The sequence below is a fragment of the Paraburkholderia acidisoli genome (assembly GCF_009789675.1).
GTDB lineage: Bacteria > Pseudomonadota > Gammaproteobacteria > Burkholderiales > Burkholderiaceae > Paraburkholderia > Paraburkholderia acidisoli.
The window spans coordinates 162,120-174,572 of the sequence record NZ_CP046914.1; the positions used below are offsets into that span (position 1 = coordinate 162,120).

Consider the following 12,453-nt stretch of genomic DNA (forward strand, 5'->3'; position numbering starts at 1 on the left):
TGATAGATCGCGCGAATGTTACTATATCTTCAGCTGATGTACGTCAGTGAACGGCCGATAAGGCCTGCGGCGTGTCGCTTTGGCGCGACTGAGTGCCAGATCTCATTGACGGCCGGAGAATGAGGCGGCAAGCGGTTTTCCATCCGATACTCGCCGGTCGCGAATTCTGATAAATCCGCTGCAAGAATAAGACGAATCTGACTTCGATTGCTGCGGCGCGGGATCGCAGGGCGCGAGCCCACGCCAGCCAGGCGGCGTTACCGGATCCAGTGGCCGTCGATCCAGCGCCAACGCGCTTCGGCGCGAACCCAGTGTCCCGGTTCCCAGCGGTATCCCACACGAGCGGGCTGCCAATGGCCGCCCACCCACACGTAACGCCCACCTGCCCAGTTCCAGTGCCCCGGATCCCAGATATAGCCGGCGCGCGGCGGCGGCATCGGCTCCGCGCGCGGCGCGGGGGGCGGCATCGGCGCGATGATGACGGCGGCGAACACCGTCGCGGCGGCCAGGCTGCCGCTCAAACACGCGAGGATCTTCGCTGAAAAGTGCGGGTTCATGCGCGTTTCTCCTTCGTCGTGCGCGTACCGCCGGCGCGCTCAGGCCGGTTCGTTTTCGGGCGGCAGCGCGGGCATCGGGCCGAGGAACAACGCCGCGAAACGGCGCCTGCCAATCACCCTCGCGAGTTCCGCCAGCGTGCAGTAGTTGAGGATGAGCACGACGAGCAGAATCTCGATGCCGATGAAATGCGGCCAGTTCACCTCCGCGAGCAGTTGCCGGTTGGCCGCGCCCAGGTGATGCGTGTCCTTCCAGTAGTCGTAGAGACGCTCGAGAAAATGGAACAGCGTGGCGACGAGCGTATAGATGAGCGTTTTCCAACCCACGTTCCAGATGAGCGGTTTCTCCGGAAAACGGTTCACGAAGGGCAGCAGGTTCGCGATCAGCACGGATTTGCCCAGCACGAGCGCAGCAAGGGTGACGGCGCCCGCGGTGGGCAGCGAGATGCCGGTGTCGCGCGTGAGCAGGGCGCGCACCAGTGCCACCACATGAAGAATGACGAGAAAGAACAGGGTGGGCGGCAGCATCTCCATGAATTCGTGCTTGACCCTCGCGGCCACGGTATTCATGCGCGTCCTCCTTCTGTCTGCCATGCGGCCGGGCGGTGTTGTCCAGTGTAGGCAGCGCGCGCCGACCTCGCAAATTCGGAGTGCTTGACGATCGCGGCGTGCGCGCGAGCGGCGGTTTCTCGTTGATGCATGTTGAACAATGCCCGCGCGCGACACGATTCACGCAACGATCGGTGCAACGATTCGCGCAATGACCGGTGTGCGCGTCGTGCGGGATTCGCCGGGCGCTTTCCGTTGCGAATTTCGCGCGCTGCTACGTCGTTGCCGCCGTCGTTCGCTCCGCTATTTCCCTTCGTTCTCCGCGGTCCGCCGCAGCCGTTCGAACATGCGCGGCTCCCATTCGCGCGTGCCCATCAGCAAACCCGTACCGCGCCGATGCGTGAGCGGCGCCGACGCCGACTCTGCATGCAGCGCCGCGAAGCGGCTCTTGAGCCGCCGCAGTTCGACGGCGAGTTCCGCGCGCGCCTTTTCGGTGAGCATGCCTTGCGCGAACTCGAGCGTTTCGCCGTCGTGGGCAAACTCGCCCTCGAGAAATTCGCCCATGCCGTGCGTCATGAAGTACTGGCGAATCGGGCCGCGCGGCAGCCAGTCGAAGTCGCGCGCCACCAGCAGGCGAATGCGATCGCCGGGCAGCAGCGCGATCAGTCCCATGCGGTCGAGTGCCAGCAGCAGTTTCAGACATTCGGCGCGCGTGAGGCGGTAGGCCGCCACGATGTCGTCGATGGACCAGTGGTTGAGCGCGCACACGGCGACCAGCATCAGCCGTTCGTCGGAGACGAGGCGTTTCTCCTGCGCGGCGTCGAGCGTACGCAACGGTTGCACCGCCGAGGCCGCGTCCTGCACGAGTTCGGCGAGCGTCAAGCCGAGAAACCGGCAAAGGTCCTCCAGCCGATCGAGCGTGAAGCGGCCGCTCGCGAACAGCCGCTTCACGCTCGGCTCGGAAAGCTCGAGCGCCTGCGCCACGTCCCGATAGGTGAGGCGGCGCGCGCGCAACTGGCGCTTCAGTGTCTCAATGAGTTGGGCGGATTCGGTCGTCATAGGTATCGAAAAATGATACTCGGAGCGCCATTCTACGCGACCTGATCAGCAAGATGAGCGATTTCCGATGCCTGCGGGCAGAATGCGCCGGTCGATCAATCACCACCGGACATCATGATTTCAAGCGCCTCCTTCCCCGCGGCAAGCCGCATCGAGCCGATGCCCGCGCTCGCCGTCGGCGACATCGTGTTTATCCGCGTCCCGTTTCGGCCGTTTCTCGAAGTGGCGGCGGCGACGCAAAGCTGGGCCAACCACGTCGGCATCGTCGTGGAGATCGTGGCGGGCGAGGCGCGCGTGGCCGAAAGCACGTTTCCGTTCGCCCGCGTCACGCCGTTCGCGCGTTTTGTGGCGCGCTCGCAGCACCGCGCGTTCGTGGTCGCGCGGCTCGTGACGGCGCCCGATCCGGCGCAGGCGGCTCGCATCCGCACGGCGGCGCGGCGGCGGCTCGGCACGTTCTACGACACCGGCTTCGATCTCGACTCGCCGCGCCAGTTCTGCTCGCGCTTCGTGCACGAAGTGCTCGACGAGGCGATGGACGTGCGTGTCGGCAGCGTCATGACGTTCGCCGAGCTGCACGCCAGCCACCCCGATGCCGATTTGCGTTTCTGGCGCGCGTGGTTCTTCGGGCGCATTCCGTGGCGGCGCCGCACCGTCACGCCGCAAAGCCTGCTCGACAGCACGGGCATCGATCTGATCTTCGACAACCGCACGCCGAATTGCGAATCGCGTTGATCGCTTTCGAATCGATATTGCCGCACCATTTCACCCACTCATCGCCAGCTCCGACTTTCATGAACCACGCTCAACGCCGTGCCTCGCCTTCGTCCCTCGCGCTGCTGCGCGAGCGTCGCTTCGCTCCGTTTTTCTGGACGCAGTTCTGCGGCGCGCTCAACGACAACGCGCTCAAGGTTGGCTTCACTTCGCTCGTCACGTACGCAAGCTCGCGCTTTCCCGGCGTCGACGCGAAACTCGCCGGCTTCCTGATTCCCGCGCTGTTCGTGCTGCCGTTCGTGCTGTTTTCGGCCACGGCCGGCCAGCTCGCCGACAAGTTCGACAAGGCCGCGCTCACGCGCTTCGTCAAAAGCTTCGAGATCGCCGTGATGGGCGTGGCGGGCGCGGGCTTGTGGTGCGCGAGCGCGCCGCTGCTGTATCTCGCGACCTTCCTGATGGGCGTGCATTCCACGCTGTTCGGGCCGGTGAAGTACGCGTACCTGCCGCAGCATCTCGCCGAAGGCGAACTCGTGGGCGGCAACGGCCTCGTGGAAACCGGCACGTTCGTCGCGATACTCGCGGGCACGATCGCGGGCGGTCTGGCCGCGGCCACGCAGCAGGGCGCGCTCGTGCTCGCGGCGCTGTGTCTGCTGATGGCCGTGGCGGGCCGCGTGGCCGCCGCGCGCGTGCCGGCATCGCCCGCGCCGCAACCGGCGCTGCGCGTGAACTGGAATCCCGCGAGCGAGACGTGGCGCAATCTCGCCATCGCGCGTACCGATCGCACGGTGTGGCTGGGGCTGCTCGGCATTTCGTGGCTGTGGTTCGTGGGCGCGACGTTCCTCTCGTCGTTTTTCAGCTTCGCCAAAGACGTCCTGCACGCCGATCCTGACGTCGTGACCGTGCTGCTCGCGACCTTCTCGCTCGGTATCTGCGTGGGCTCGATGCTGTGCGAACGGCTCTCGCGTGGCCGCATCGAGATCGGCCTCGTGCCGCTCGGCTCGATCGGCATGAGCGTGTTCGCCATCGACCTGTATTTCGCGAGCCACGCGCTGCCCGCGAGCGCGCCGTTGCAAAGCGCCGGCGCCTTCCTGCACAGCGCGGCGCACTGGCGCGTGCTCGCCGACCTGTTCCTGCTCGCGGCGTTCAGCGGCTTGTACAGCGTGCCGCTCTACGCGCTCGTGCAGAGCCGCAGTCCCGCCACGCACCGCGCACGCATCATGGCCGCGAACAACATCCTCAACGCGCTGTTCATGGTGGCGGCCGCCTTGCTGGCGATGGCGCTTTCGGCGGCAGGCGTGGGCATTCCGGGTCTCTTTCTCGTGACTGGTCTGCTGAACGTCGCGGTTGCCGCGTGGATCTACACGCTCGCGCCGCAATTCCTGCTGCGCTTCGCCGCGTGGGCGCTCGTGCATACCTGCTATCGCGTGCGCCGCGAGGGCGCCGAGCGCATTCCCGCCACCGGCGCGGCCGTGCTCGTCTGCAACCACGTGAGTTTCGTCGATGCGGTCGTGATCATGGCCGAGAGCCCGCGCCCCGTGCGCTTCGTGATGGACCACCGCATCTTCCGCACGCCGCTCGCGGGCTGGCTGTTCCGCGCCGTCAAGGCGATTCCCGTGGCGCCCGCGCACGAAGACGCCGCGCTGCTCGAACGCGCTTACGCCGACTGTGCCGCCGCGCTCGCGCAAGGCGAACTGGTCTGCATCTTTCCCGAAGGCAAGCTCACGCGCACCGGCGAGATGAACGCGTTTCGCCACGGCGTGACGGAGATCCTGCGCCGCGCACCCGTACCCGTCGTGCCGATGGCGTTGCGCGGGCTCTGGGGCAGCGTGTTCTCGCGCGACGCGAACGCGCGCGTGCCGCGCTGGCTGCGCCGTGGCGCGGCCAGCACCTTGACGCTCGCCGTGGGCGAACCGCTCGCGCCCGCGCAAGCCTCGCCGCAACGCCTGCAACAGATCGTGCAGCAACTCTATGGCGCGCAAGGCTGAGGCCGTTGCGGATCGCCATCGACCTACATCGCTCAACCACGCCTAACCGGACGCCAATCATGACCCAACCCTGGCTCGCCTCGTATCCCGCCGGTGTTTCCGCCGATGTCGACCTCAAGCCGTACCGCTCCGTGACCGAGCTGCTGGAAGCGAGCTTTCGCCGCCATGGCGCACGGCCCGCGTTTGCCTGCATGGGCAAGTCGATCAGCTATGCGCAACTCGATGCGCTGTCGCGCGACTTCGCCGCGTGGCTGCAGTCGAAGGGCCTGCACAAGGGCGCGCGCGTCGCGATCATGATGCCGAACGTGCTGCCGTATCCTGTCGCGCTGGCGGCCGTGTTGCGCGCGGGCTGCGTCGTCGTGAACGTGAATCCGCTCTACACGCCGCGCGAACTCGAACATCAGCTCGAGGACAGCGGCGCCGAGGCGATCGTCGTCCTGGAAAACTTCGCGGCGACGCTCGAGGCCGTGATCGGCAACACGTCGATCAAACACGTGATCGTGGCGAGTCCCGGCGATCTGTTCGGCGTAAAAGGTCTCGTGGCGAACTTCGTCGCGCGCCGCGTGAAGAAAATGGTGCCCGCGTGGCGCTTGAGCGGCCATACCTCCTTCGCCGACGCGCTCGCGCAAGGCGCGCGTGCGCCGTTCACGCCCGTGCCGCAGTCCCCCGACGATCTCGCGTTCCTGCAATACACGGGCGGCACGACGGGCGTCTCGAAAGGCGCGATGCTGCTGCATCGCAATCTCGTCGCGAACGTGCTGCAAACGCGTGCGTGGCTCGAACCGGCGCGCCGGCAGCGTGCCGATAACGGGCGGCCCGTGGGCCAACTCACGACGGTCGTCGCGCTGCCGCTCTACCACGTGTTCGCGCTGACGACGTGCGCGCTGCTCACGATCGAAACCGGTGCGCAAGGCGTGCTGATTCCGGACCCGCGCGATATTGGCGGGATGATCCGCGCGCTGCGCGGCTACCGCATCACGATGTTTCCGGCCGTGAACACGCTCTATAACGCGCTGCTCGATCATCCAGAGTTCGCGCGGCTCGACTGTTCGCAACTCGTGGCCGCGGTGGGCGGCGGGATGGCGGTGCAGGAAAGCGTGGCGCGGCGCTGGTTCGAGCGCACCGGCACGCCGCTGATCGAAGGCTATGGGCTCACGGAAACGACTGCGTGCGTGACCTGCAATTCGCCGCTGGCGACGCGTTACAGCGCCACGATTGGCGTGCCCTTGCCGTCGACGGAGATCGTCTTGCGCGACGACGCGGGCAACGACGTCGAGTGCGGCCAGCCGGGCGAACTCTGCGTGCGCGGGCCGCAGGTCATGGCCGGCTACTGGCAACGTCCCGACGAGACCGCGCAGGTCATGAGCGCCGACGGCTTCTTCCGGTCGGGCGACATCGCGGTGATGGATACGCTTGGCCAGTTCAAAATCGTCGATCGCAAGAAGGACATGATTCTCGTCTCGGGCTTCAACGTGTATCCGAACGAGATCGAGGACGTGCTCGCGCAGCATCCGGGCGTGTTCGAGGCGGCGGCCGTGGGCGTGCCCGATCGCCATTCGGGCGAGGCGGTGAAGGTCGTGGTGGTGCGGCGCGATCCGGCGCTGACCGAGGCTGACCTGTTCGCGTGGTGCAAGGAACGGCTCACGGGCTATAAACGACCGAAACGCGTGGAGTTTCGCCGCGAACTGCCGAAGAGCAACATCGGCAAGATCTTGCGGCGCGAGTTGCGGGACGTAACGGCGGACGGGGAGGGCGCGGCCGCGTCGTGAGTGCCGGTCTAACGCGCGCGGCGTCGGTGCGCGCTTGCGCCGCGCATCGCTCGCGCGCTCAGTTTTCCATGCGCGGCACGGCCGCCACGCCAATGCGGAAGTTGCCGCGTGCGTCGCCATGGGTCTGGTCGCGGGGTTGAGCTCGTATCGCCAACCACGTGTTATTCCCCGTCTTCAACTTCGGCATATCAACCCGCATGTCAACCCTTCACGCAGCGAAATCCCGCATACACATACTGGTAGCGCGGCTGAAACCAGTTGCGGAAGGTCGGACGCAACATGCACTGCGCGGTGCGCGGCGAGCCGCCTTTCATCGCGTAGTGCTGGCCGTCGAAGAAGTTCGCCGAATAGCCTTCGTAGAACGGGAACGCCTTGAAGCCGGGCAGCGGCTCGAATAGCGACGACGTCCATTCCCAACCGTTGCCGTAGAGACCTTCCACGCCCCAGGTGCTGGCGCTGTCGGGGGTGGCGTCCACGGCCACGGGGTTCCAGTCGCGAAAGTCGAAGTTGTCGGTCGCGCCGGGCAGCGCGCCATGCGCCGCGCGTTGCCATTGCGCTTCGCTCGGCAGCTTCGCGCCGCGCCAGCGGGCGAAGGCGCTGGCTTCGGCATGACTCACGTACACAGGCCATGCGAGCGGTAGCGCGATGTCGTCGAACATCGTGCGCAGACGCCAGCCGTCCTCGCCGCGCAACCAGAACACCGGGTGCGCGACGCCTTCGGCTTCCTTCCACGCCCAGTCGGCGTCGTTCCAGAGCGAACGGTCGCGGTAGCCACCGGCTTCGACAAATTCGAGAAACGCGCCGTTCGTCACCATGTAACGGTCGATCTCGAAGGCCGGGACATCCACCTGCTGCTCGCCGAACTCGTTGTCCCAGCCGAATACGCCGCGCTCCAGCGTCATGCCGAGTTCCGTGCGGCCTTCCGGCACGGCGACCATATCGGGCGTGACTGCATAGAGGTGATCGGCACGCGCCGGCGCTGCCTCGGGCGCAACTTTGTACTCGAAGGGCAACTGATGCAGCATGTACGCGAGCGTTTCCACGTGCATCAGGCGATGCTCGATCGCAACGTTCAGCAATTGGCCGGGCGTATCGTGATGCGAGGCGCCCAGCGGCAGATCGAGGGCGGCGATTTGTTCGTCGATACCGCGCCGTGCTGCCTGCGCGTAGTCGACCACTTCCTGCAGCGTGGGCCAGTCCTCGGGCGTGTCGGTGGGCAGCGCGCCATCGACAGGATCGATGCCGAACGCGAACAGCTGGTCGAGCCGCGCGTCGGACGCCGGCAGATCGAACAGGCGCTTGTCGAACAGATTACGGTCGAACGCTTCGAGATGGCCGATGTAAAACACGATGCGATGACGCTCGCGTATCGGGCGCTCGTAGCGGAATTCGGGCTTGACGACGTCGAAGAGGGCGTCGCTGGCGGCGCGCGCGTGGTTCAGTCGTGCGGCAAGCGAAAGCTGTTGCGGGAGAAGCATTTCGACGACTCTCCTTGCGAGGGTTTAGTACGAGACTGTATCCCCTGCGCAGGAGTTGTGCCATCGAGCCGGCACGCCGCGTCACGGGAGCGCGGCGCGGTGCGGCGCTCCGGTGGCGGTGGTGAGATGAAGAGCACGACGGATCTCGCCGATCAGGCGGGGCACCGGCGCGCCGGCGCCCGATCGCCCAGACGGCGGACCGGCGCCGCTCAGAGGCGGCGCAAGCTTTCGAGATCGATAATACGAATCAGCTTGCCCTGCGCGTCGATCAGGCCGCGCTTTTGAAATCTTGACAAGGTGCGGCTGACCGTTTCGAGCGTCATGCCAAGGTAGCTGCCCATGTCCTCGCGCGTCATGCGCAGGTTGAATTCCGCGTGCGAATAACCGCGCTGGCCGTTGCGTTCGGAAACATCGAGCAGGAAGGCGGCCACGCGCTCGTCGGCGGACAGCGAGCCCAGCACCATCATTTGCGACGACTCGCGAATGATCTGTTCGCTCATGAGGCGATGCAGCCGGTCCTGCATGGCGCCGGTTTCGCGGCACATGTGCTTGAGCGCCGGGTAGGGGATGATGCACACCGAGCTGTCTTCGAGCGCGACTGCGCTGGCCGTGTGCATGCCCGTGCTGATGCCGTCGAGCCCGAGCGGGTCACCGGCGAGGCGCAGCGCGGTGACCTGTTCCCGGCCGTCGCGGTGCGCCATGACCGTCTTGAGCGAGCCCGAACGCGCGACGAAAAGGTTTTCGAACGGATCGCCAGCGCGATACACGAAGTCGCCGCGTCGCACGCTACGCGCATTGCAGATCAGGGCTTCGAGTTTGGGCAGCTCGTCGACCGTCAGGCCCTGCGGCATGCACAGGTGCCGCATTGCACAGTTCGAGCAGCGCGTGGAGGTTCGTGCGTTGGCCGCAGGGGTGCGGCTGCTGCGGCGCACAGTAGAGTTCGATACCACGGTAGGGGTCAACATCGACATGCTCCTTTGATCTGTGTCGTGCATTTTCCTCCGGGGTCAAATCTCGAATTCGCGGCAAACTGCCGCGCTTTTGAGATGAATTGCTTTGCGCCTTATCAGAGGCCGCTTGCGCGCAATCTGCTGGCGCGCAAGCGGCCGCCTACCGATGCCCGGTCTCCAGGAGTTATTGCTCGCCTTTGTCGGCGGGAGCGCCAGCGGCTGACGGAATCAGCAGAACGGGCAGCGAGGATTGCCGTACGCAGCGTTCGGCAACGCTGCCGAGAATGAGGCGCTGGACGCCGCGGCGGCCGTGCGTGCCCATCACGATGAGGTCGGCGTGATGGGTTTTCGCGGCTTCGAGCACGAGCGTCGGCACGTCGTCGAGCGAAGAGGCCTCGCCCGTAACCATGTCGCCTTGCACGCCGCGCTCGCGCATCGCCTGGTTCATTTCGTCGGCGAGATCCTTGCCCTGCGCGATCATCTGGTTGCGCAGGATCGACGGATCGTAGCCCGGCGCGTCGAAATACATCGGCGTGTTTTCGATCACGTAGAAAGGCAGCAGGGTCGAGCCCATGGCCTTGGCCAGTTCGACCGCCGCTTCGAAGGCGCGGCGCGAAGTGGCGCTGCCGTCGACGGCGACAAGAATGCGTGTGTACATGGAACCTCCGCGTTGAATGGATCGAAAGACGCACGGCGTCTGGTGATGGCGCGACTGGCAAGCAGCTTAATGGATCGCGTCTGAACCTGCAGTCGACTCGTATGAAAGATGGAAGCAGGGCGCAGGAAGGTCAAGGCCAGTGCGTCGGAATACCACGGCTTCATCGGAAGAAATGCAGTTGCTTGCAAGCGCCGGAAATCGGCTTCATGGACGATGAAAACCGGCGCGGCAAACCGGGATATTGCCGGGCTTGCCTTTTTGCTGCGGTTGCGCCTGCACTGGCATGCCAGTATCGTTGCGTATTTTTCGCCCCGCGCTGTCATCCCCCCGTGAACTCCACTTCCGCCACGCTGCCGTTTCGCGACGCGCTTCTGGCCATGCTCGGCATCGGCCTCGTCAACATGCTGGTCGCGCTCGACCAGACCGTCGTCAGTACCGCATTGCCCTCGATCGTCGCCGAACTTCACGGCTTCGAGTACTACGCGTGGATCGCGAGCGCCTACCTGCTGGCGTCGATCGTGACCGTGCCGGTGTTCGGCCGGCTCGGCGACTACTTCGGGCGCAAGCGCTTCGTGCTCGCGGCCGTGATCGTCTTCACGGTGGCTTCGGTGCTGTGCGGGCTCGCCACCGACATGCGCTTCCTCGCGGCCGCGCGGGCGCTGCAGGGCGTGGGCGGCGGCATGATGGTGGGCACGGCGTTCGCCTCGATTCCCGATCTGTTCCCCGACCCGCGCGCGCGGGTGCGCTGGCAGGTCGTCATGGCGGCCGCCTACGGCATCGGCACGGCGGCGGGTCCGTCGCTGGGCGGTTGGCTCAGCGAGCACTTCGGCTGGCGCTCGACGTTCATGGTGAACTTGCCGGTCGGTGCGCTCGCACTTTATTTCATCTGGGCGCACTTGCCGTCTTACCGGCCCGCGCGCACCGGCGAGGTGCGCATCGACTGGACCGGCGCGGTACTGGTCGCGCTCGTGCTGGGCGGATTCCAGACCTTCATCGAGGCGGTGCCGCAGGACGGCTTCACCATCGGCAATATCTTGCTGGCGGGGCTGGTGGTGGTCGGCGCGGTCGCCTTGCTGATTTGCGAGCGTCGCGCCACGCATCCGATGATTCCGCTCGACCTGTTCCGCGATCCGCAGCTCGTCACGCTGTTCACGCTCTCGACGCTTTCGGGCTTCGTGATGTTTTCGCTGATTTTTTTCGCGCCGCTGCTGCTGCAGGGCGGCTTCGGCCTGTCACCGCAGGAAGCCGGTCTGCTTGCCACGCCGATCGCCGCGTGCATCGCGCTCGGCAGCCTGATCAACACGCGCATCGTCATCAAGCTGCGCAAGCCGACCACGATCCTGACCGTGGGCTTCGGCCTGCTGGTCGCGGCCTCGGTGGGTCTGGCATTCACCACGCTGCGCACGCCGCACCTCTGGCTCGAACTGTCGATGTCGGCGGTCGGCATCGGTCTCGGCTTCATCCTCAACAATCTGAATGTGTTCGGCCAGGAGATTGCCGGACGCGAGCGTTTCGGCATCACCACGGCGCTGCTGCAATCCACGCGCATGGTGGGCGGCATGCTCGGCACGAGCGTGGTGGCGACGATCGTGAACCACCGCTATGCGGCTGGCGTGAGCGATGCGCTGGCCGTGCTCGGCGCGCCGTTGCAGCAACGCTGGCGGCCGCTGCTGGCCGATCCGCGCGTGCTGATCGATCCGGCCTTGCGCACCGGTCTGGTCACGCAGATGAAAACCGCCGGACTCGACGGCGAAGCGCTGATCGAAGCCGTGCGGCACGTGCTCGTCGACGCGATTCATCTCGGGATTGGGCTGACGGGCGCCGCGGCGCTGGCGGCGGCGCTGATGGTGCGGCGCATTTCGCATATCCGCTTCAGCAAGAGCGCGCCGGCGCCCAAACCGGCCGAAACGCCGGCTGGCGAAGTCAACGCCGACTGACTTTTTCGGCCGACTGGACAAAAATCGATCAGACGTCGCGCGTTATTTGTCTGACAAAAACAACACTTCGTGAAATTTGCGCGACGTCGACCGCGCTCAGGCCGCCGCGGCTATCGGTCCGAACAGCGCTTCGCGGGTTCGCGGGCTCATCGCAATATCGAGCGCGACTGCATTTTCCACGCCGATGCGCAGTGGCGCGCCGAGCCGGTTGACGTCGATGCCCGTGCGTCGCAAGAGGCGCTCGATGGGGGTTGTCGTGACCGTGACATAGCGGCTGATACCTGCGCGGAACGCATGCGAGACCACCGCGCGCATCGCGTGCAAGGTCAGTTCCGCGAATCCAAATGTCTGATCATTACCGGATTCGACGGCAAATCGACTCAGTTCCCAGACGTTACCCGACGATGGCGCTTCCGCGCCGTGGAGCAACTGCGGAAAGGTATCGCGCAGCATGTTGGGGCCCTCGGTGGGCATGAGACGCCAGCAGCCGCGCACCTGTCCTGCCGTGTCCTGGATCAACATGTAATGGGGCCCGAGCGCGTCGTAGCCGTCGATTTCCATGCCCGCAATCGTAGGAATGTCCCACCCGAGCCGGTCGCGAAACACCCGCGCACGCAACCGGTACATCTCGTTGATTACCTCGTTGTCGAAGTCCTGTCTCTGACCGATCCGGATTACAGCTTGCATGACAACTCTCCGTGTGCGTGTAAGAAGCGCGGCAGTACGGATCGAAAGCTATGCGTCGTGAATATAAAAAAACACCTACCTACCTGGGTAGGTGCGCAGGTAGGGTCTCTTCAGGA

Annotated in this window: 12 protein-coding genes; 5 read left to right on the forward strand and 7 right to left on the reverse strand. The window is 65.6% G+C overall.

The window, feature by feature from the left end; translation table 11 throughout:
• Nucleotides 1-257: 257 nt before the first annotated feature.
• The 3 genes from FAZ98_RS14975 to FAZ98_RS14985 all read right to left on the reverse strand — a co-directional run bounded on the left by FAZ98_RS14975 (nucleotide 258) and on the right by FAZ98_RS14985 (nucleotide 2,162).
• Complete coding sequence (locus FAZ98_RS14975) at nucleotides 258-557, reverse strand: YXWGXW repeat-containing protein (RefSeq protein WP_158952108.1); 300 nt, start codon at nucleotides 555-557, stop codon at nucleotides 258-260.
• Nucleotides 558-596: 39 nt separating this feature from the next.
• On the reverse strand, nucleotides 597-1,124 hold the full coding sequence (locus tag FAZ98_RS14980; RefSeq protein WP_158952109.1) for a hypothetical protein: 528 nt from the start codon (nucleotides 1,122-1,124) through the stop codon (nucleotides 597-599).
• A gap of 282 nt (nucleotides 1,125-1,406) precedes the next feature.
• Nucleotides 1,407-2,162, reverse strand: a complete 756-nt coding sequence (locus tag FAZ98_RS14985) for a helix-turn-helix domain-containing protein (RefSeq protein ID WP_158952110.1) — start codon at nucleotides 2,160-2,162, stop codon at nucleotides 1,407-1,409.
• A gap of 114 nt (nucleotides 2,163-2,276) precedes the next feature.
• Between FAZ98_RS14985 and FAZ98_RS14990 the strand changes: the two genes are divergently transcribed.
• From FAZ98_RS14990 to FAZ98_RS15000, 3 genes are read left to right on the forward strand one after another with little or no spacing between them, the layout of a single operon-like run.
• Nucleotides 2,277-2,894, forward strand: coding sequence for a YebB family permuted papain-like enzyme (locus FAZ98_RS14990; RefSeq protein WP_233272773.1), 618 nt, complete (start codon nucleotides 2,277-2,279; stop codon nucleotides 2,892-2,894).
• 59 nt (nucleotides 2,895-2,953) lie between these two features.
• Entirely contained in the window at nucleotides 2,954-4,858 is a 1,905-nt protein-coding gene (locus FAZ98_RS14995) for an MFS transporter (protein WP_158952111.1), read from the forward strand.
• A gap of 59 nt (nucleotides 4,859-4,917) precedes the next feature.
• Nucleotides 4,918-6,627 carry a long-chain-fatty-acid--CoA ligase gene (locus FAZ98_RS15000; protein ID WP_158952112.1) on the forward strand — a complete coding sequence of 570 codons (1,710 nt, stop codon included), beginning with the start codon at nucleotides 4,918-4,920 and terminating at the stop codon, nucleotides 6,625-6,627.
• A 200-nt stretch (nucleotides 6,628-6,827) separates the two neighbouring features.
• Here the strand turns inward: FAZ98_RS15000 and FAZ98_RS15005 are convergent, their stop codons facing one another.
• The 3 genes from FAZ98_RS15005 to FAZ98_RS15015 all read right to left on the reverse strand — a co-directional run bounded on the left by FAZ98_RS15005 (nucleotide 6,828) and on the right by FAZ98_RS15015 (nucleotide 9,713).
• Nucleotides 6,828-8,105: an SUMF1/EgtB/PvdO family nonheme iron enzyme gene (locus FAZ98_RS15005; protein ID WP_158952113.1), complete on the reverse strand. Its 1,278-nt coding sequence runs from the start codon at nucleotides 8,103-8,105 to the stop codon at nucleotides 6,828-6,830.
• 209 nt (nucleotides 8,106-8,314) lie between these two features.
• Entirely contained in the window at nucleotides 8,315-9,070 is a 756-nt protein-coding gene (locus FAZ98_RS15010) for a helix-turn-helix domain-containing protein (RefSeq protein WP_158952114.1), read from the reverse strand.
• A gap of 169 nt (nucleotides 9,071-9,239) precedes the next feature.
• Nucleotides 9,240-9,713, reverse strand: coding sequence for a universal stress protein (locus FAZ98_RS15015; protein ID WP_158952115.1), 474 nt, complete (start codon nucleotides 9,711-9,713; stop codon nucleotides 9,240-9,242).
• 108 nt (nucleotides 9,714-9,821) lie between these two features.
• On the opposite strand from FAZ98_RS15015, the gene FAZ98_RS15020 reads away from it, so the two are divergent.
• Nucleotides 9,822-10,046 carry a hypothetical protein gene (locus FAZ98_RS15020; RefSeq protein WP_158952116.1) on the forward strand — a complete coding sequence of 75 codons (225 nt, stop codon included), beginning with the start codon at nucleotides 9,822-9,824 and terminating at the stop codon, nucleotides 10,044-10,046.
• 44 nt (nucleotides 10,047-10,090) lie between these two features.
• Nucleotides 10,091-11,650, forward strand: coding sequence for an MFS transporter (locus tag FAZ98_RS15025; protein WP_158953913.1), 1,560 nt, complete (start codon nucleotides 10,091-10,093; stop codon nucleotides 11,648-11,650).
• Nucleotides 11,651-11,746: 96 nt separating this feature from the next.
• Here FAZ98_RS15025 and FAZ98_RS15030 read toward each other — a convergent pair whose 3' ends face one another.
• Complete coding sequence (locus FAZ98_RS15030; protein WP_158952117.1) at nucleotides 11,747-12,337, reverse strand: acyl-homoserine-lactone synthase; 591 nt, start codon at nucleotides 12,335-12,337, stop codon at nucleotides 11,747-11,749.
• Nucleotides 12,338-12,453: the final 116 nt, after the last annotated feature.